This window comes from Burkholderia sp. 9779_493, from assembly GCF_015712215.1.
In the GTDB taxonomy this organism is placed as follows: domain Bacteria; phylum Pseudomonadota; class Gammaproteobacteria; order Burkholderiales; family Burkholderiaceae; genus Burkholderia; species Burkholderia cenocepacia.
In genome coordinates, this window is sequence record NZ_JACCQA010000031.1 from 37,352 (window position 1) to 58,091 (window position 20,740).

Annotated in this window: 13 protein-coding genes and 2 riboswitches; of the genes, 8 read left to right on the plus strand and 5 right to left on the minus strand. The window is 70.3% G+C overall.

The window, feature by feature from the left end; genetic code table 11:
* The 7 genes from H0X95_RS26710 to H0X95_RS26740 all read left to right on the plus strand — a co-directional run bounded on the left by H0X95_RS26710 (position 1) and on the right by H0X95_RS26740 (position 12,999).
* Positions 1 to 5,010 carry a non-ribosomal peptide synthetase gene (locus tag H0X95_RS26710; RefSeq protein ID WP_196446284.1) on the plus strand — a complete coding sequence of 1,670 codons (5,010 nt, stop codon included), beginning with the start codon at positions 1 to 3 and terminating at the stop codon, positions 5,008 to 5,010.
* Entirely contained in the window at positions 5,000 to 6,037 is a 1,038-nt protein-coding gene (locus tag H0X95_RS26715) for a GNAT family N-acetyltransferase (protein ID WP_125333104.1), read from the plus strand. The genes H0X95_RS26710 and H0X95_RS26715 overlap by 11 nt, the downstream gene beginning before the upstream one ends.
* Before the next feature lie 32 nt (positions 6,038 to 6,069).
* Positions 6,070 to 7,446, plus strand: a complete 1,377-nt coding sequence (locus tag H0X95_RS26720; RefSeq protein ID WP_048986556.1) for a lysine N(6)-hydroxylase/L-ornithine N(5)-oxygenase family protein — start codon at positions 6,070 to 6,072, stop codon at positions 7,444 to 7,446.
* 22 nt (positions 7,447 to 7,468) lie between these two features.
* Entirely contained in the window at positions 7,469 to 9,736 is a 2,268-nt protein-coding gene (locus tag H0X95_RS26725) for a TonB-dependent siderophore receptor (protein WP_163123639.1), read from the plus strand.
* A gap of 86 nt (positions 9,737 to 9,822) precedes the next feature.
* Positions 9,823 to 10,662: a N(5)-hydroxyornithine transformylase PvdF gene (locus tag H0X95_RS26730; protein ID WP_059723764.1), complete on the plus strand. Its 840-nt coding sequence runs from the start codon at positions 9,823 to 9,825 to the stop codon at positions 10,660 to 10,662.
* The gene (locus H0X95_RS26735) at positions 10,662 to 11,678 is read left to right on the plus strand and encodes a GNAT family N-acetyltransferase (RefSeq protein ID WP_006496452.1); all 1,017 of its coding nucleotides are present in this window, start codon (positions 10,662 to 10,664) and stop codon (positions 11,676 to 11,678) included. Before H0X95_RS26730 ends, H0X95_RS26735 begins: the two co-directional genes overlap by 1 nt.
* Before the next feature lie 157 nt (positions 11,679 to 11,835).
* A complete protein-coding gene (locus H0X95_RS26740) occupies positions 11,836 to 12,999 on the plus strand; it encodes a M20 aminoacylase family protein (protein WP_125333103.1) in 1,164 nt (387 codons plus the stop codon).
* A 215-nt stretch (positions 13,000 to 13,214) separates the two neighbouring features.
* Here the strand turns inward: H0X95_RS26740 and H0X95_RS26745 are convergent, their stop codons facing one another.
* From H0X95_RS26745 to H0X95_RS26765, 5 genes are all read right to left on the minus strand, one after another.
* On the minus strand, positions 13,215 to 14,519 hold the full coding sequence (locus tag H0X95_RS26745) for a cobyrinate a,c-diamide synthase (protein ID WP_059723572.1): 1,305 nt from the start codon (positions 14,517 to 14,519) through the stop codon (positions 13,215 to 13,217).
* A gap of 2 nt (positions 14,520 to 14,521) precedes the next feature.
* The gene (gene cobO, locus H0X95_RS26750; protein ID WP_006476035.1) at positions 14,522 to 15,124 is read right to left on the minus strand and encodes a cob(I)yrinic acid a,c-diamide adenosyltransferase; all 603 of its coding nucleotides are present in this window, start codon (positions 15,122 to 15,124) and stop codon (positions 14,522 to 14,524) included.
* 35 nt (positions 15,125 to 15,159) lie between these two features.
* Entirely contained in the window at positions 15,160 to 15,537 is a 378-nt protein-coding gene (locus tag H0X95_RS26755; protein ID WP_006496449.1) for a cobalamin biosynthesis protein, read from the minus strand.
* Entirely contained in the window at positions 15,534 to 16,343 is an 810-nt protein-coding gene (cobA, locus tag H0X95_RS26760; protein WP_230878297.1) for a uroporphyrinogen-III C-methyltransferase, read from the minus strand. The genes H0X95_RS26755 and cobA overlap by 4 nt, the downstream gene beginning before the upstream one ends.
* A gap of 109 nt (positions 16,344 to 16,452) precedes the next feature.
* Positions 16,453 to 16,690: riboswitch (cobalamin riboswitch) on the minus strand.
* A gap of 68 nt (positions 16,691 to 16,758) precedes the next feature.
* Complete coding sequence (locus tag H0X95_RS26765; RefSeq protein WP_059723568.1) at positions 16,759 to 18,897, minus strand: TonB-dependent receptor; 2,139 nt, start codon at positions 18,895 to 18,897, stop codon at positions 16,759 to 16,761.
* A gap of 152 nt (positions 18,898 to 19,049) precedes the next feature.
* Positions 19,050 to 19,315: riboswitch (cobalamin riboswitch) on the plus strand.
* Positions 19,316 to 19,645: 330 nt separating this feature from the next.
* Here H0X95_RS26765 and cobW point away from each other — a divergent pair.
* Positions 19,646 to 20,734 carry a cobalamin biosynthesis protein CobW gene (cobW, locus tag H0X95_RS26770; RefSeq protein ID WP_006484022.1) on the plus strand — a complete coding sequence of 363 codons (1,089 nt, stop codon included), beginning with the start codon at positions 19,646 to 19,648 and terminating at the stop codon, positions 20,732 to 20,734.
* Positions 20,735 to 20,740 lie beyond the last annotated feature (6 nt).

Genomic DNA, 20,740 nt, shown 5'->3' on the forward strand with positions numbered 1-20,740 from the left:
ATGACGAAGGTGCAACCCGACTGGCTCGCGCTCGCGACGCGTTTCGCGCAACTGCCCGACGCGCAGCGCGCGGTCTTCATCGACAAACTCGGCGCGGCCGGCATCGACTTTCGCGTGCTGCCGATCCCGCCGCGCACGCCGCGTACCGACCGCGTGCCGGCGTCGTTCGCGCAGACGCGGCTGTGGCTGCACGCGCGGCTGATCGATGCGCCGGACGCGTATCACATCACCGAGCGCCTGGCGCTGACGGGCCCGCTCGACGTACATGCGCTGCGCCTCGCGTGCGACGCACTGATCGCGCGCCATGAAGCGCTGCGTACGACTTTCGACGAAGCGCAGGACGGCGTCGCGCAGACGATCCACGCACCGCTGCGCTGCCCGTGGCGCGAAACCGATCTCGAAGCGTTGCCGGACGCGCAACGCGTAGCGCGCGCGGAAGCCGTCGCGACGGCCGACGAGGCCGAACCGTTCGATCTCGGCACGGCGCCGCTCGTGCGCGCGCATCTGGTGCGCTTCGACGCGACGCATCACTGGCTCGCGCTGACCGTCCATCACATCGTGTCGGACGGCTGGTCGTCGGGCGTGATGCTGTCCGAACTCGCCGCGTTCTATCGTGCGTATGCGTCGGGCGAACCGGTGCCGCTCGCGCCGTTGCCGATCCAGTATGCCGACTACGCGCTGTGGCAGCGCCGCTGGCTCGATGCCGGCGAGCGCGACCGTCAGCTCGCGTTCTGGCGCGAACGGCTCGATCCGCAGCGCGGTGTGCTGACGCTGCCCGGCGCGAGCGCCCGGCCGGCCCGGCGCAGTGCGCGCGGCGCGCGTCATGTGTTTTTGCTCGACGCGCGCCTCGGCGCGCAGCTGCGCGCGTTCGCGGCCGCATCCGGCGCGACGCCGTTCGCGGTGCTGCTCGCCGCGCTCGATGCGCTGCTGGCGCGCGCGACCGGCGACGCGCGGATCTGCGTCGGCGTGCCGGCCGCGAACCGCGAGCGCGCGGAAGTCGCCGGCCTGATCGGCTTCTTCGTCAACACGCTGGCGATCGACGTCGACGTGCCCGCGCACGGCGATTTCTCGTCGCTGGTCGAACGCACGCAGCGCGCGCTCGTCGACGCGCAGATGCACCAGGACGTGCCGTTCGAACAGGTGGTCGACGCGCTCGGCGTGCCGCGCAGCGCGAGCCACCATCCGCTGTTCCAGGTGATGGCCGCGTATGGCGAACGCCGCGCGCTGCCGGCGCTCGGCGCGGCGTCGGCCGCGTTGCTGCCGTCCGGCACGCCGTCCGCGAAGTTCGACCTGACGCTGTCCGTCGAAGCGACGCCGGACGGCACCTTCGACGCCGCCTTCATCTACGCGCTCGACCTGTTCGATGCGGACGCGATCGCACGGCTGGCCGCGCGCTTCGTCACGCTGCTGACCGATGCGCTCGCGCGTCCCGACCTGCCGATCGGCGATCTCGACTGGCTGCCGGCCGACGAACGTGCGCAGCTGTTCGCATGGAACGCGCCGGCCGGCGCGACCGATGCCGAGCCGTTCGTGCCGGTGCATGCACGCATCGCCGCGCATGCGCACGCACGGCCCGACGCACGCGGCGTCGCCGACGTCGATCGCGCGTTGACGCGCGGCGAAGTCGATGCCCGCGCGGCGCGCCTCGCGCGCCATCTGGTGGCGGCCGGCGTGCGGCCCGAGATGCGCGTCGGCGTCGCGCTGCAGCGTTCGGTCGACCTGCTCGTCGCGCTGATCGCGGTGCTGAAGTCGGGCGCCGCGTTCGTGCCGCTCGATCCGGCGCATCCGCGCGAACGGCTCGCGCAGATCGTCGGCGATGCGAACATCGCGCACGTGCTGACCGACGGCGCGAGCGCCGCGTCGTTGCCCGAATTGCCGGAACTGCGCGTGTGGCGCGCGGACGCAATCGATACACTCGACGAAGCCGCGCACGTCGCGCTGCCGGACGTGCTGCCCGGCCATGCGGCGTATGCGATCTACACGTCGGGTTCGACCGGCAAGCCGAAGGGTGTGATCGTCGACCACGCGTCGTTCGCCCTGCATTGCGCGGCGATCGCCGAGCGCTACGGCGCGGGCGAGAACGACGTGTTCCTGCTGTTTCAGTCGGTCAATTTCGACGGCGCGCACGAAGGCTGGTTTTCGCAATACATGTCGGGCGCCGCGGTGTCGGTGACGGCCGACGTGCTGTGGCCGCCCGCGCAGACCTGCGCGATGATGATGCGCGACGGCGTGACGATGACCTACGTGCCGCCCGGCTGCGCGGCACAGCTCGCCGAATGGGCGCTCGCGCACGGCGCACCGCCGACGCTGCGTTCGCTGACCGTCGGCGGCGAGGCGACGTCGCGCGAGGCGTTCGCGATGCTGCGCCGCGCGCTGCCGAACGTGCGCGTGGTCAACGGTTACGGCCCGACCGAAACGGTCATCACGCCGACGCTGTGGATGTTCCGGCCCGGCGACGATCTCGCGAAACTCGGCGATGCCGCGTATCTGCCGATCGGCACGCTGGTCGGCGCGCGCACCGCGCACGTGCTCGACGCGCGGCTGCATCCGCTGCCGGTCGGCGTGATCGGCGAACTGTACCTGGGCGGCGAGGGCATCGGCGTCGCGCGCGGCTATCTCGATCGCCCGGCGCTGACGGCCGAGCGTTTCGTGCCCGATCCGTACGGCGCGCCGGGCGCGCGGCTGTACCGTACCGGCGACCTCGTGCGGCGCCGCGCGGACGGCGTGTTCGATTTCATCGGCCGCGTCGATCACCAGGTGAAGCTGCGCGGCCTGCGCATCGAACTCGGCGAAATCGAAGCGCAGCTCGCCGCGCACGACGCGGTGCGCGAAGCCTGCGCGGTCGTGCACGGACAGGGCGCGCTCGCGCAGCTCGTCGCGTATGTCGAATTGACCGCGGAGGCGCAGGCGGCCGCGCAGCCGGTCGAAGCCGCGACGCTCGACGCGCACCTGCGCCGCACGCTGCCCGATTACATGGTGCCCGCGCAACTGATCGTGCTCGATGCGCTGCCGCGCAACGCGAACAGCAAGGTCGACCGTGCGCGGCTGCCGGCGCCGGTGCGTGTCGAACGCGCGTACGAGGCGCCGCACGACGGCGACGAAGCCGCGCTCGCGGCGATCTGGTGCGACGTGCTGAACCTGGAACGCGTCGGCCGCGGCGATCACTTCTTCGATCTCGGCGGCCATTCGCTCGCGGCCGTGCGTGTCGCGACGCGCGTGGCCGAACGGCTCGGCCGCGACGTGCCGGTGCGTGCGCTGTTCGAGGCGCCCGTGCTCGCGCAATACGCGCGGCAGGTGGCCGATGCGCCGCGCGCCGCGCATACCGGCGCCACGGCGCCAGGCGTCGCCGTGGTCAAACCGGACGCCCACGGCGTGTGGCCGCTGTCGCCCGCGCAGCTCGGCCTGTGGTTCCTGTGGCGCGCGCAGCCGGACAGCGCCGCGTACAACATTCCGGTTGCGTTGCGCGTGCGCGGGCCGCTCGATGTCGATGCGCTGCGCGCCGCGTTCGCGGAGGTGGCAGCCGGGCATCCGGCGCTGCGGGCACGGCTCGTCGTCCGCGACGGCGCGCTGCCGGGCCAACGGATCGACGCAGACGTTGCCGTCGCGCTGCCGGTGATCGACCTGTCGACGCAAGCCGATGCACTGGCCCGCGCGGCCGCGCTGACCGATGAGGATGCGCTCGCGCCGTTCGACCTCGCGACCGACGCACCGCTGTGGCGCGCCCGCGTGCTGCGGCTCGCGGCGGACGATCACGTGCTGTCGGTGACGATCCACCACATCGTGTCGGATGGCGAATCGATCGAGCTGTGGCTCGACGCGGTGCGCGCCCGCTATGTCGCCCGCGTGCAAGGCAGCGCCGTGCCGGCCGACGAAGCCGATCAGCCGGCCGTCCGACCGGCCGTCCAACTGGCCGTCCCGCTCGTGCTCCCCGCGCCGTGCCATCCGGCGCGTGTCGCGTACTGGCGCGATGCGCTCGCCGATCTGCCGTCGCGCGTGCTGCCACAGCGCGCCGACGCGCCGGCGGTGCCGCAATGGCGCGCGGCCCGCATCGCGTTCGAATTCGATGCGCAGCTGATTCGCGCGGCACGCGACGCCGCGTCGGCCTCGCACGCGACGCTGCCGATGCTGCTGCACGCGGCGCTCAACACCGCGCTGTTCCGCGCGACGGGCGTGGCCGACCAGCCGGTCGGCGTGCTCGCGTCGACGCGCGAGCTCACCGGCGACGCGGCCCGCGCGGCGCTCGGCCTGTTCATCAACTCGGTCGTCGTGCGCACGCGGATCGACCCGGCCGCGCGCCGCGCGGACGTGCTCGCGCAGGTGCGCGACACGGCGCTCGCCGCGTATGCGCATGCCGACGTGCCGTTCGCCGACGTCGTGGCCGCGCTGCGTGCGCCGCGCGCCGCGCAGGCCAATCCGCTGTTCCAGGTGATGTTCAACTACCTGCGCCCGACCGGTGCCGCCGCACGCGACTGGGCCGGCCTGTCGCTGACCGAATTCGACGACGTGCGCCATCGCGTCGTGTTCACGCTGGAGCTGGACGTCGTCGAGCATCCGGACGGCCGCGTGAGCGCCGCGTTCTCGTATGCGGACGAACTGCTCGCGCGCGACTTCGTCGAGGCGCTCGTCGAGCTGTACCACGACGAAGTCGCGCGTTTCGCCGGCGCGTCGGAAGCGGCGCTCGGCGCGCCTGATGCCCGTGCAGCCGAGCAGGCTGCGTTCGGCGCCCACGTCAACGCGGTAACGCGGCCCGACGCCATGCCGTCGCATGCAGCCGCCGTGCTCGCCGCGCTGTGGTCGGACACGTTCGCGACGGCCGCTCCCGAGCCCGATGCGGATCTGTTCGAAGCCGGCGCGACGTCGTTCGACGTCGTGCGCTTCGTCGACGCGGCCGGCCGCGCCGGTCATGCGCTGGCGGTCGCCGACGTGTTCGCGGCGCCGACGCTCGCGGCACTCGGCGCGCGGCTCGACGCCCAGGCGGAAACGGGACAGGAGGCGCGCCATGCTGGCTGAAGTCCGTCCGGACGGATTCACGATGCTCGATACCTACCGCCTCGCGTTCGCGGACGGCCTGTTCGCCGTGCGCGACGGCGCGGAAATCCGCGTCGCGCACGGCGACGGCATCGGCGCGCAGTTGCTGCGCGCGCAGCTCGGCGACGACGGCGCGCTGCGCCTCGTCGCCTACAACCATCGCGCGGCGCCGGCCGACCAGCGGCGGGCGCTGCTGGCCGCACTGGCCGCGGCGTTTTCGGACAGCGCGTGCCACGCGGCGATCCGGCTCGACCCGGCCGCCTGGCCGGCCGTCGCGCTCGACGCGCTGCGTGCGAGCGGCGTGCTCGCCGACGGCGGCCGCTGCCTGCGCGATGGCTGGGCGCAACAGGCCGACCTGTGGCGCGTCGGTCTGCATTTGCCGTGCGCGACGCTGCCGACGATCACCGACGGCCGGCGTCATCCGCGCCGGCCGCCCGCGCCGCGCGGCGAGGTCTACGCGCGCGACCTGCCGGCGCTCGGCGTGCGCTTCACGCTGCGCGGCTGGCAGCCGGCGGAGGACGCCGAGCGGCTCGCCCGCTGGTTCGACGAGCCGCGCGTGCGCGACGGCTGGCCGGGCGCACCGCCCGCGCAACGCGGCGCGGAAGACCGGCAGCCGCAGGAAGCCGATCCGCATGTGACGCCGCTGATCGGCTGTTTCGACGGCGAGCCGTTCGCGTATTTCGAGGCGTTCTGGCTGAAGGAGGACGCGCTCGGGCCGCACGTCGCGGCGTGCGACTACGACCGCGGGCTGCGGATGCTGGTCGGCGAGTCGCGCTGGCGCGGCCCGCACCGCGTGGCCGGCTGGCTGCCGTCCGTCGTGCATTACCTGTTTCTCGACGACCTGCGTACCGAAGCGGTCGGCTGTGCCGTGCCGGCCGGCCACACGCGGGTTGCCGACCATCTCGCGCGGCATGGCTTCGCGCGGCAGCGCCGTCTCGCGCTGGCCGACGCGCGGCCGCTGTGGATGCGCACGCTGCGCGAGACGTTCTTCTCCGGCCGTCACGTCTGACGGGCCGGATTCACCGACAAGGGAGCTGAGACATGCAGAGAGAAACCGTATTCGACCTGATCGGCGTCGGCTTCGGGCCGTCGAATCTGGCGCTGGCCGTGCGCCTCGCGGAGCGCGGCGGCGCGCACACGCTCGCCCATTGCTTCGTCGAGCGTCAGCCGGCATTCGGCTGGCATCGCGGGATGCTGCTCGACGACTGCCGGATGCAGATCTCGTTTCTGAAGGATCTCGTCACGATGCGCGATCCGAAAAGCCGCTACACGTTCATCAACTACCTGTTCGAACGCGGCCGGCTGAACGAATTCGTCAACCTGAAGAACTTCTATCCGACCCGCGTCGAATTCCACGACTACCTGAGCTGGGTAGCCGACGCGTTCGACGATCGCGTCCACTATAGCGAGACGGTGCTGGGAATCGAGCCGGTGCGCGGCGACGGCGCGAGGATCGACGCGCTGCGCGTGCTGTCGCGCGACGCGGCCGGCCACGAGCGCCAGCGCGTCACGCGCGCGCTGTCGGTCGGCGTCGGCGGCACGCCGGCGATTCCCGATGCGTTCGCCGCGCTCGGCCGCGACCGCGTGATCCATTCGTCGTCGTACCTGACCGACATCGACCGGCTCGTCGCGTCGCCCGACGGCGAGCGCCGCCGCGTCGCGGTGATCGGCGCGGGGCAGAGCGCGGCCGAGGTGTTCATCGACCTCGCGCGCCGTTTCCCGCACGTCGACGCGAACCTCGTGATGCGCGCCGGCGCCCTGAAACCGGCCGACGACAGCCCGTTCGTCAACGAAATCTTCAGCCCCGAATTCACCGACGTCGTCTACGCGCAGCCGCAGGACGCGCGTCGCGCGTTGCTCGAGCGCTATCGCGACACGAACTACGCGGTGGTCGACCGGCCGCTGATCGAACAGATCTACGAAATGCTGTACCTGCAGCGCATCGACGGCACGCCGCGTCACGCGCTGCTCGCGAACAGCGCGATCGAGGCCGCGGTGCGCACCGCCGACGGCCGTATCGAGCTGACGCTGCGCGACCGGATGAGCGGCGCCACGCGCGTCGAGCGCTTCGACGCGCTCGTGCTCGCGACCGGCTACCGCCGCGACACGCATTCGGCGCTGCTCGAAGGGCTCGCGCCGCATCTGGGCGACGCGCTCACGCGCGGCGACGTGACGCGCGACTACCTGCTCGCGACGCCCGAGCACTTCGCGCCGCGCATCTACCTGCAAGGCTGCTGCGAAGACAGCCACGGCCTGTCCGACACGCTGCTGTCGGTCCTGGCGCGCCGTGCGGACGAAATCTGCGCGTCGCTCGAAAACGGGATCGCGCCCGCGCACGATGAAGGTGCGGCCCGGGCCACGCACGAAAAACGACTGAATAACGGGGTGAGCGCAGGCCGGATGGCTTTCGCTCTTTGACAAAGGCGCGGTCGGAGACCGCATGAAAAAACTGGAGCAGAAGAAGATGGAGTGGGCAACAGGCACGCGTTTGCGTGCGATCGCAGCCGCGGCAAGCGTGGCGTTCGGTACGGCGGCGGCAGGGCACGCATACGCCCAGACGGCGCCGGCCGTGAACGCGGGCGCCGCGGCGTCGGCCAGCAGTGCGCAAAACGGCGCGACGACGAATCCGTCGACCGGCGCGCAAAACGGCACGCTGCCGGCGATCACCGTCAACGCGGCCTCGGCAGGAGACGGCACGGTCGGGCTCGTCGCGAAGCGCAGCACGACCGGCACCAAGACCGACACGCCGCTCAACGAGATCCCGCAGACGATCAACGTCGTCACCGCGCAGCAGATCGAGATGACCGGCGCCACCGACGTGAACGCGGCGCTGCGCTACGTGCCGGGCTTCTCGTCGTACGGTTCGGACAACCGCTCCGACTGGTACGCGGCGCTGCGCGGCTTCACGCCGACCGCCTACGTGAACGGGCTGCAGGTGCCGAACACGATCAACCTCGCGAGCTGGCGCGTCGATCCGTACATGATCGACAGCATCAGCGTGCTGCGCGGGCCGACCTCGGTGCTGTACGGCGCGGGCGATCCGGGCGCGATCATCGACGTGCACACCAAGCTCGCCGACGGCGAGCGCGTGCGCGAAGCGGGTGTGCAGATCGGCAACTACGCGCGCAAGCAGTTCATGATCGACGTCGGCGACAAGCTCGACCCGGACGGCAAGTATGCGTACCGGTTCGTCGGCGTCGCGCGCGACGGCAACGCGATGACCGGTCCGAACAACGACCAGCGCGTCGCGCTCGCGCCGTCGTTCCGCTGGCGCCCGGACGCCGATACGTCGCTGACGCTGTCCGCGACCTACCTGCAGGACTGGGGCGACATCTCGTCGAACTTCCTGCCCGCGCAGGGCACCGTGCTGCCGAACCCGAACGGCCAGATCAACAAGGACATCTACGAAGGCGACGGCAACTTCAACTACTACCGCAAGAAGCAGTGGTCGATCGGTTACCAGTTCGAGCGCAACCTGACGCCGGCCTGGACGTTCCGTCAGAACACGCGCCTGATGCACCTGTCGCTCGACAATGCGTCGGTGTTCGCCAACGGCTTCGCCGGCGATAGCCTGACCGACGTATCGCGCTGGGCCGGCCTGTTCCAGATGAACTACAGCCGCTTCGACATCGACAACAACCTCGAGGGCCGCTTCGCGACGGGCCCGCTGCAGCATACGCTGCTGCTCGGCTTCCAGTACAACCGGCAAACCGCGACCGACAGCGAATGGCTCGCCGCCGCGCCGACGCTGAACCTCTACAACCCGGTGTATACGCCCGTCACGATGGGCGTGTTCTCGGACCCGGACGCCACGAGCCGCACCAACACGTACACGACGATGAACACGTTCGGGCTGTACGCGCAGGACCAGATCAAGTGGAACCGCTGGACGCTGACGCTCGGCGGCCGCGAGGACTGGGTCAACATGCGGCAGGACGACCGCGCGGCGGGTACGTCGACGAAGGCGGACGTCACGGCGTTCACCGGCCGCGTCGGCCTCACGTACCAGGGCGATTACGGGCTGTCGCCGTACATCAGCTACGCGACGTCGTTCAATCCGCTGATCGGCGTGAACCTGCTCGGCGGCGGGCTGCCGCAACCGACGCGCGGCAAGCAGATCGAAGCCGGCCTGCGCTGGCAGCCGCCCGGCAAGAACCTGATGCTGAACGCGGCTATCTACCAGATCAACCAGACCAACGGGATCACGCCGGCGCTGCCGAGCCAGGATCCGGGCGGCACGAAGTCGGTGCAGTCGGGCGAGGTGCGCTCGCGCGGGATCGAGCTGAGCGCGACCGGCAAGGTCACGCCGAACCTGTCGGTGGTCGCGTCCTATGTCTACCAGGACGTGAAGGTCATCCAGGCCAACGACGTCTCGCTGAACAACTGGCCGGTCGACATTCCGCGGCCGCGCCAGATGGCGTCGCTGTGGACCGACTGGACCTGGCACACGGGGCCGCTCGCCGGCTTCGGCCTCGGCGGCGGCATTCGCTACCAGAGCGCGTCGGCCGGTGCGGCCGACAACTCGCTGACGGTATCGAGCGTCACGCTGTTCGACGCGGGCGTGCATTACGACACGCGTAACTGGCGCTTCGCGGTGAACGGGACGAACCTGTTCAATCGCCACTACATCAGCGGTTGCCAGTCGATGAACGTCTGCATTTTCGGGACCGACCGCACCGTGATCGCGACCGCGAAATACAACTGGTGACGTCGCGCGCCGCGGCGCGCCGGCCGGCCTCGCGGCCGGTGCAGGTGGGCCGCGGCGCCGTCGTCCGCTTTTTCCACGACGCATCCATGCCGAAGAAAAATCTCGTCTACATCCAGTCGCTGCGCAACGGCGCGGCCGATCGCGCCGGCCAGCCGGTCGCTTATCGCGGCGGCACGCGCTACATGAAGGCGCCGCTCGAATTCCTCGTCGAGCGCCTGAACGATTCGCCGCTCGGCGAACGCTACACGCTCCAGGGCGTGATCGTCGACGACGACGAAGGTTCGCCCGCCGACCGCGCGAAAGTGGCCGACTACGGGTTCGCACGCACGCCGGGCCGCCCGTGGATCCTGCCGGAAGGCCTGACGGTGCAGGGCCGGCCGGTCGACACGCTGTTCTGTTCGATCCCGTCGACGTACCGGCGGCTGCCGCGCGACGCACGTGAGCGCGTGGCCGGCAAACAGGCGTTCGAGCGCCGCCTGCTCGAGCGCCTGCTCGAACTCGACGCCGACATCGTCGTGCTCGACGGGCTGCTCGTGATCCTCGACGAACTCGTGCGGCCGGGCGCGCGTTTTCACCGGCGCATCGCGAACATCCACCCGGGCATCACGGCCGACGGTTCGCCGTACCAGCGGCGCGGCGCATGGGCGACGCTCGACGCGCTGCACGGTGCGCGCGGCGAACGGGTCGACTGGGCCACCGGCGCGACGTCGTCGATCGAACCCGTGACGATGACGGGTGCGTCGTTCCACTACGTCGACAACGGTATCGATTCCGGCGAGGTGATCTGCGACGTGCTCGACACGCCGATCGCGCCGGACGACACGATTCTCGAACTGCGCTGGAACAACTTCCAGCGCAGCCTGTTTCCGGCGCTCGAGCGCGGGCTGCACGTCCTCGCCGATCGCCATGACGCGGGAGCATGCTGATGCAAGACACGCTGACGAAACCGGCCGGCGCAGCCGACGCCGTCGAAGGTGAAGTGGCCGCGGCGCTCGACAGCGCCGCGCGCGGGCAGGCGGCGGTCGTCGTCGAGCATGCGCTCGACGCGTGGCGGCCCGACGACGCGCCGGACGCGCTGCTCGCGACGTTCGTCGCGCTGTTCAACACCGACACGCGGCACGACGCGGCGACGATCTCGGTGCCGCTCGGCGGCGCCGATGCGACGGCCGTCGCATCGTACGTCGCGCGGGCGGTGCGCGAAGGCGTGATCGACGGCGCGCAGGTCGCGGGCGACACGCTGCGGCTCACCGTGTCGCGCACGACGTTCTGGCAGAACCCGCGGCCGTGGCTGAAGGCGCCCGCGTCGGGCGGAATGCCGCTGCGCTACGCGATCACGAACGGCCATCGGCATCCGGTGCGGCCGCCGTCGCCGGCCGGCGAGATCTATGCGCGCAGCATGCCGCAGGTCGGGATGACGTTCAGCCTGCGCACCGTCGACATCGACGCCCACGCGGACCTGTTCAGCGGCTGGATGAACCTCGACCGCGTCGCGCATTTCTGGGACCAGCGCGGCACGCGCGACGAGCACGCGGCGTATCTGGCCGAACGGCTGGCCGATCCGCACATGCACCCGATGATCGGCTATTTCGACGACACGCCGTTCGGCTATTTCGAGTTCTACTGGGCGAAGGAGGACCGCCTCGCGCCGTTCTACGACGCGCACGACTACGATCGCGGGCTGCACCTGCTGATCGGCGATTCGCGTTTCCAGAGCGCCGGCAAGCTGCACGCATGGTGGAGCGGGGTGTTGCACTACATGTTCGTCGACGAACCGCGTACGCAGCGGCTCGTCGGCGAGCCGCGCGTCGATCACGTGCGGCATATCGCGTACATGCACCGGCTCGGGTTCTACACGCTGAAGGAATTCGATTTCCCGCACAAGCGCGCGGCGCTCACGGTGATCGAGCGCGATACGTTCTTCGACACCTTCCGGTTGCCGTGACGGGGCGGGGCGCGCGGCGTCGATGCGACGGCGTGCGCGGCCTTGCAACAGGTAGCAACCATGAGTTGCCACCACGACGACTTTCCGTCTGCCCGGTTGCCGTCGAATCGACTATCGTTGCCTGCATGTTCCCCATCGCACATCAGGAGACGACACCGTGACGCACAGCGTGATCCCCGCAGGCCTCGCCGACGAAATGATCGAGATCCGGCACCGCATCCACGCCCATCCCGAGCTGGGTTTCGAGGAATTCGCGACGGGCGATCTCGTCGCGGAGCAGTTGCAGTCGTGGGGCTACACCGTGCATCGCGGGCTCGGCGGCACCGGCGTCGTCGCCCAGTTGAAAGTCGGTGACGGCAAGCGGCGCCTCGGCCTGCGCGCCGACATGGACGCGCTGCCGATCCACGAGACGACGGGCCTGCCGTACCAGAGCACGATCGCGGGCAAGATGCACGCATGCGGCCACGACGGCCATACGGCGATGCTGCTCGCGGCCGCGAAGCACCTCGCGCGCGAACGCCGCTTCTCGGGCACGCTGAACCTGATTTTCCAGCCGGCCGAGGAAGGGCTCGGCGGCGCCAAGAAGATGCTCGACGAAGGGCTGTTCGAGCAATTCCCGTGTGACGCGATCTTCGCGATGCACAACATGCCGGGCTTCCCGACCGGCAAATTCGGCTTTCTGCCGGGCTCGTTCATGGCGTCGTCGGATACCGTCGTCATCGACGTGCAGGGCCGCGGCGGCCACGGCGCGGTGCCGCATCGGGCGATCGATCCGGTCGTCGTGTGCGCGCAGATCGTGCTGGCGCTGCAGACGATCGTGTCGCGCAACGTGTCGCCGCTCGACATGGCGATCATCACGGTCGGCGCGATCCACGCGGGCGAAGCGCCGAACGTGATCCCCGATCGCGCGCAGATGCGCCTGTCGGTGCGCGCGCTGAAGCCCGACGTGCGCGACCTGCTCGAAACGCGCATCAAGGAGGTCGTGCATGCGCAGGCGGCCGTGTTCGGCGCGAGCGCGACGATCGACTACCAGCGCCGCTATCCGGTGCTCGTGAACGATGCGGAGATGACGGCGTTCGCGCGCGGCGTTGCCCGTGAATGGGTCGGCGAAGCCAACCTGATCGACGGCATGGTGCCGCTCACCGGCAGCGAGGATTTCGCGTTCCTGCTCGAGAAGCGGCCGGGCTGCTACCTGATCATCGGCAACGGCGACGGGGAGGGCGGCTGCATGGTGCACAACCCCGGCTACGACTTCAACGATGCGGCGCTGCCGAGCGGCGCGTCGTACTGGGTGAAGTTGGCCGAGGCGTTTCTGGTGTGACTGGGGATGCGAGACATGCGGCATCGGGCCGACTATCGGCCCCGCTTTGGAGTCGCGAAACGGATGAAACCCTCGACGTCACCCGTGTCCCGCATCAACCGATGGACATCGAACGACATCTGTAGCCGCGCACGTCGGATGCCGTAATCGCTGCAAAGCGCTGCTCGATACCGACAGCATTGCGCCACGTCGACGCGGACACGGCACCGATCGGTCTAGAACGCTTCCCCGCTGAACAACGCCACGACCGCAGCCGGATTCGACGGCCAGTACATGTGCATGTACGTCGCGACGATCGCGCCGCTGCGATAGACGGCTTCGCCGCTGCCGGCCTCGCCGTCGGGGCGGGCGGCGGTCGCGACCGGCACAAGCGGCGTTTCCAGCCGCGAATAGTGAAACGTATGTCCGCGCATCGGTCCGGTGCGCGTATCGAGTTGCTGCATGCCGAGCGCCACGAACCGGCGCTGCATCGTCGCATGGCCCCGAAGCACGCCGAGCATCGGCGTCGTCAAGCCGTCCACGTCGGTCAGCGATTCGCACAGATACACCATCCCCCCGCATTCCGCGACGATCGGGCGGCCAGCGGCCGCATGCGCGCGAATCGTCCGTGCGGCCGCGGCATTCGCCGCCAGCGTCGCCGCATGCAGTTCCGGATAGCCGCCCGGCAGGAACAGCGCGTCGCACTCGTCGGGCACGGGTTCGTCGGCAAGCGGCGAAAAGCACCGCAACTGCGCACCGAGCGCACCCAGCAATGCGAGATTCGCCGGATAGATGAACGAAAACGCCGCATCGCGCGCCACCGCGATCCGCTTGCCGGCCAGCGCACGCGGCAGCGGCGCGGCCACGTCCGGCTCCGCGAACGCGACGGCCGGCGGTAACTCGGCCAGCGCCGTCTGCGCGAGCACATCGGCCGCGCGCTCGAGCCGCGCGTCGAGATCGTCGATGTCGGCCGGCTGATGCAGGCCGAGATGGCGCTCCGGCAGCGCGATGCCCGCATCGGCCGGCACGTGGCCGAGCCAGCGCAGATCCGCGGGCAGCGCCTGTTGCAGCAGCTCAGCGTGCCGCGCCGAGCCGACGCGGTTGGCCAGCACGCCGTGAAACGGCAGCTCCGGCCGGAACCGTGCGAGCCCGAACGCGATTGCCGCGAACGTCTGCGCCATCGCCTTCGCCGAAATCACCGCGACGACCGGCACGCCGAACGCGGCCGCGAGATCGGCGCTGCTCGGCGTGCCGTCGAACAAGCCCATCACGCCTTCGATCAGGATCAGGTCCGCGTCGCGCGCGGCGTCGGCAAGCAGCGCCCGGCAACCGGCCTCGCCGACCATCCCGAGGTCGAGCGCATGCACCGGCGCGCCGCTTGCCCGTTCGAGCAGCATCGGATCGAGGAAATCGGGCCCGGTCTTGAACACGCGTACGCGACGGCCGAGCCGGCGGTGCAGCCGCGCGAGGCCGGCCGTCACCGACGTCTTGCCCTGGCCGGACGCGGGCGCGCTGACGAACAGCGCGGGGCAGGCCGGCATGCTCAGAACTCCACGCCGCGCTGCGCCTTCACGCCTTGCTCCTTGTACGGATGCTTGACGAGCCGCATTTCGGTGACGAGGTCGGCCGCATCGATCAGCGCATCGGGCGCATGCCGCCCGGTGACGACGACGTGCACCGACTCCGGACGCGCGACGAGCGTGGCGAGCACTTCGTCGAGCGGCAGGTATTCGTACTTGAGCACGGTGTTCAACTCGTCGAGGATCACCATCCGGTAGTCGCCGCTTTCGATCATCCGGCGCGCCTCGTCCCAGCCCTTGCGCGCGGTCGCGATGTCGGCGTCGCGGTTCTGCGTGTTCCACGTATAGCCGTCGCCCATCGTCACGAAATCGCATTCCGCGACCGCGCCGAGGAAGTCGCGCTCGGACGTATGCAGCGCCCCCTTGATGAACTGCACGACACCGAGCCGCATGCCGTGGCCCAGCACGCGCACGGCCATCCCGAACGCGGCCGTGCTCTTGCCCTTGCCGTTGCCGGTGTGGACGATCAGCAGGCCTTTCTCCTGGGTGGCGGCGGCCTGCTTTTTCTCGTGGCCGGCGCGGCGGCGTTCGGCCATCCGCTGATGGGATTCGGAATCGGTCTTCATCGGGAATCGTCCTGTCGAAAGCGAAACAAGGGTTTTCAGAGCGGGCCGGCGAGCGCGACCGTCACGCCGTCCCGGATGGATTTGGGGCCGAGCAGCCGGCCATGCGGCGCGGCGAGCTGCGCGCACGGCTCGGCCACGCCCGCGATGCCGAAGCGGGCCAGCGCGGCGTCCGACGGGCCGCTCGCGGCCAGTTCCGGACGACTCGCGAGTTGCGCCGCGTCGAACGCGACGAGCGGCCAGCCGCGGCGCGCGCACAGCGTGCGGAGCGCACGGGCGCGAGCCTTGTCGACGAGCGTCGCGACGAGCGCCGGTTCGGCGGCCGGATAGCGCGCGAGCGCGGCGCGGATCGCGGCATCGAGTTGCGCGGCCGTGACGCCGGCGCGAAAACCGACACCGAGCGCGACGCGCATCATGCGTGGCCGCCGAGCGCCGCACGCACCGCCGGATCGTCGGCGAGCGCCGCGACGCGGCCGATCACGACGATCGCCGGCGATCCGATGCCGGTTTCGCCGACGCGCGCGACGAGCGTATCGAGCGTCGCGTGGACGTGGCGCTGTTCGGGCCGCGTGGCGTTCTCGATCGCCGCGCACGGCGTGTCGCCGGGCAGGCCGCCGTCGCGCAACGCCGCGGCAATCGCGTCGAGCCGGCGGATGCCCATGTAGACCACGATCGTCATGCGTGTGGCCGCGAGCGCGCGCCAGTCGGGCTCGTCGGCCCCCGCGCCGTGGCCCGTGACGAAGATCACGCCCTGCGCGTCGCCGCGGTGCGTGACCGGGATGCCGAGCGCGGCCGGCGCGGCGATGCCCGCGGTGATGCCGCTGACGACTTCCACCGGAAAGCCCGCCGCGCCGAGCGCGATCAGCTCCTCGCCGCCGCGGCCGAACACGAACGGATCGCCGCCCTTGAGCCGCGCGACGCTGCGGCCCGCGCGCAGGTGCGCGAGCATCGCGGCGACGATCGCTTCCTGCAGCGTCGACGCATGGCCGCCACGCTTGCCGACGTGCTCGATCAGCGCATCGGCGCGCGCATGGCGCAGCACGTCGGGGTTCACGAGATCGTCGACGAGCAGCACGTCGGCCGCGCCGATCGCGCGCACGGCCCTGAGCGTCAGCAGATCGGCGTCGCCGGGGCCGGCGCCGACGAGCCAGGCGCGGCTCATCGCGCGCGGCACGGCGCGCACCGTGTCGAAACAGTGGAACAGGAAAGGCGGGCGGCGCATCGGCGGCCGGCGGACAGGCAGTGCATGGCGGATCGGGCGAAACCCGCGCGAACGCGGGGGAATGCGCACCCGGTCCGTCCCCCGCGGATCGGGCGTTCGGCGAGCAGCGCGCTCGCCCCTTGCGTCGGCCGGTATCCGGGCTGGCCGCTTGCCAGACCGCAGCCTTCCCGCCCGGTCGAAGGGCAGTGGCATCGCGGGCGGCCTGGGCGCACGCGCGAGGAAGCGCGCGGCGCGGGCGGCGTACCGTTGCGGGGACAGCACAGGCCGGGCGGATGTCCGCCTCCTGTTTCCCGTTTAACTGCATGCACCGAATGCGCATGCGAGCACCGAACGCGGCGCATACGATAGCACAGGCCTGCAACGCGCAAGCCGCCCGGCGGAGCGGCTGCGCGGGGCGCCGGCGCCGCCCGCGAGATCAGAACTTGTATGCCGCCGTCAGCGTGAACGTGCGTGGCGCGCCGGGCACGATCTGCGCGAGGCCCGTCGCATTCGCGTAGTAGTCGCGATCGGCCAGGTTGACGGCCGCCAGCGTCACCTCGAGGTCGCGCGTGCGATAGCCGGCCTTGCCGTCCCAGCGAAGGTACGCGGGCAGTTCGAGCAGGTTGTCGCGATCGGCGTAACGCGCGCCCTCGTACACGACCCCGAGTTCGGCGAAAAACCCGCGCAGCGGCGCATGGCTGACGAACAGGCTGCCGTTCGACGCCGACACGCCCGCCGAGCGCTTGCCCGCATACTTCGGCTCGGCGTCGACCACCCGCGCGTGTTGCCAGCCGATGCCGCCGCGGACGAACCAGTCGCCCGTGAGCCGGCCGGCGACGCCCAGTTCCAGGCCACGATTGCGTTCGAGGCCGGTGAGGTCGAAAAAGCCCGGGCGAACCGGGTCGGCGATGCGGCGGTTGTACAGGTCGAGCTGAAACAGCGCGAGCGTCGTGCTCAGCGCGCCATCGCGCCAGTCGCTTTTCACGCCGATCTCGTATTGGCGCGTGTATTGCGGGCCGAGATCGTTGGCGTTGCCGCGCGCGTCGGGCGTGATGCCGATCAGGTCGCCGCCGACCGGCGCGAAGTTCTTGCTGTACGACGCATACAGGCTGTGCGCGCCGACCGGCGACCATACGACGCCGAGCCGCGGGCTCCATGCCGTCGTCGTGCGCCGCGCATGCAGACCGTTCAGCGCGTTGGTCGAATCGACGTCGAAACGTTCCGCGCGCAGGCCGCCGAGCAGCTTCCACGCTCGCCCGAGGTCGACGCGATCCTGCGCGAACAACGCGTAGTCGCTGACACGGTGACGGTTCATCGCGTACGGGCGCGGCGTCGAGCCGACGAGGGCGAAGCGATCCGGTCCGGTCACCGGAACCGGCGCCGCGTCGGCCTGCCAGAGCGCCGGCGTGCGCTTCTGCCAGCCGTATTCGATGCCGAACAGCAGGTGATGCAGCGCCGGACCGGTCGCGACCTTGCCGCCCAGTTCGACGCCGGTCTGCACGTTGAGCTGCGTCATGTCCTGCAGGTAGCGTGCGCGTTGCACGTGCCGGTAGTCGCGCGGCTTCGCGACGTAGCTTTGCGTGACGTAGGTATTGTCGAAGGTGCTGCGCAAATCCAGCACGCCGAGCGTATGGCGCAATTCCCAGTCGCCGTCGAGCGCATGCGTGAAGACCGAGCGCCAGTTCATGGTCTCGTCGCGGATCGTGTCGCGGCCCGCCGCGCCGAAGAAGGTTGCGCGTGGCGCGGACGGCAGCGAGAACGCGAACGGCTTGCCGGCCGCATCGACTGCGGCGACCGGCGCCGGCATGCCGCGATCGGGCACGCGTCGGTACGTGTCGTATTCGAACTGCAGCAGCCAGCTTCGCCGCGCGTCGTGCCACTTGATCGACGGCGCGACGAACTGACGCGTACCGTCGACGTGGTCGCGGAAGCTGCCGGCGTGTTCGCGTCCCGCATTGAGCCGCATGCTCCACGCGCTGGACAGCATCCGGTTGAGATCGACCGACGCGCCGAGCCGTCCGTAGCTGCCGGTCGTCGCCGACACATGTCCGAAGTTTTCCGGCAACGGCTGCTTGGTGATCCGGTTGATGACGCCGCCGCCGCTGCCGCGCCCGTACAGCGCGGCAGCCGGCCCCTTCAGCACCTCGACGCGTTCGATGTTGCCGAGGCTGCGTACGTATTGCGCATCGTCGCGCATGCCGTCGAGCAGCAAGTCGCCCGCGCTGGAAAAGCCGCGAATGCGGAACGAATCGAAGCGCGTGTCCGACGTATTCGACACACCGGGCACGCCGGCCAGTGCGTCGGCAAGCGTGCGGCCGCCATAGGACAGCGTTTCCTCGACCGAGACGCTGTCGATGGTTTGCGGTACGTCGCGCGGATCGCTCGCGGTGCGGGTCGCCGTGCTCACGCTTTCCGCACGCGGATCATTCGGATGACGGCGGCTGCGCACCTCGACCGCGGGCAGTTCGTCGTCGAACTCGGCCGCCGCGGCAGGGCAGGAAGCAACGCCGGCAATCGAGCACAGCGACAGGGCCAGCACAGGAAAACGCCGCCCGGATATCTGTCGTTTCGACATGGAAATTTGAGGATGACTGAGTGATTGCCTCACATGGCCGTTGCGCGGTGGTTCGTGTTGTTCTCGGGTGAAGTCTATCTCGTGTAGTTGAAAACGACAATCATTCGCGTTCGTCGCCGGTCGCTCGCCTTGACGCTCCCCGCACCGCCGCCTACACTCGCACGCGTTTTGGTGCTCGCGCGCGCCGCTCCGGCGTGCGCAGTTAAACGGGAAACAGGGAGCCTGCCTGCGCCGCAGTCGAGCCAACCTGTGCTGCCCCCGCAACGGTAAGCGAACGCGTCGCGCGCAAGCGCCACGCAGCGCCGCTTCGCCGCATGCCGCGCGCATGCGGACGACCGCCACTGGATGCCGCGCGTATCCGGGAAGGCGAAGCGGCGTGTTCGTCAGCCCGGATACCGGCCTAAACGTTGGGGTTCAGCGCCGCGGGGAGGCGGCGCATCGTCCACGGCCGCCGCAGGCCCGACGCCCGGTGTTTCCCGCTGTTTGCCCCGATCCGCCCGCCGCGCGAACGCGCCCGGGCCGGCACGGCGAACGGCAGGCGACACGGGCTACGCACGCGGCAGCCGTGTTGGCATTCACGATGTCGACCGTTCGCAAGGAAGCACCATGTCCGATTCGTTGTCCCGCCCGCCGCGCGGCTGTCCGCGCGGATCACGCGGCGAGCTTCCCGCGCACCGCCCGCTGAATTGCCGCGTCGCCGCCGACGCGACGATCCCGTCCTGATTCCCTCTTCGACACCGGACCTACCATGACCCTACGCAAGCTGCCCGTCACGATCGTCACGGGCTTTCTCGGCAGCGGCAAGACGACGCTGATGCGCCACATCCTGCAGCACGCCGAAGGCCGCCGCATCGCGGTGATCGTCAACGAATTCGGCGAGCTCGGCATCGACGGCGAAATCCTCAAGGGCTGCGGGATCGGCTGCGACGATGCCGACGGCGCGCAGGGCGAGGCAACGGGCCAGCTGTACGAACTCGCGAACGGCTGCCTGTGCTGCACCGTGCAGGAAGAGTTCTATCCGGTGATGGAAGCGCTCGTCGAGCGCCGCGCGGACATCGATCACGTGCTGATCGAGACGTCGGGCCTCGCGCTGCCGAAGCCGCTCGTGCAGGCGTTCAACTGGCCGACGATCCGCAACAGCTTCACGGTCGACGCGGTCGTGACCGTCGTCGACGGGCCGGCCGCCGCGAGCGGCCAGTTCGCGGAAAACCCGCAGGCCGTCGACGCACAGCGCCGCGCCGATCCGAACCTCGACCACGAATCGCCGCTGCACGAACTGTTCGCCGATCAACTGTCGTCCGCCGATCTCGTGATCGTGAACAAGGCCGACCTCGTCGGCGACGGCGAGTTCGCGCAGATCGAAGCCGCGATCCGCGACGAAATCCCGCCGCAGGTCAAGATCGTGCGCGCGACGCGCGGCGAGCTCGACCTCGCGCTGCTGCTCGGCCTCGAATCGGCGTCGGAGGAAACGATCCACCTGCGTCACGACCATCACGGCTCGGCCGACGACGGCGATCACGATCACCATCACGACGATTTCGATTCGGTGGTGGTATCGGGCGACGCCGGCACGCGCGAAGCGACCATCGCCGCGCTGCAACGTGTCGTCGAAGCGCACACGATTTACCGCGCGAAGGGCTTCGCCGCGCTGCCCGGCGCGCCGATGCGGCTCGTGATCCAGGGCGTCGGCCGCCGCTTCGACAGCTATTTCGACCGCCGCTGGCAGGACGGCGAAACCCGCGCGAGCCGCTTCGTGCTGATCGGCGAGGATCTCGACGCGGCCGCGCTGCAACGCGCGTTCGACGCCGCGTGCGCGGCCGAGCCGCAACAGGCGTAACGCACG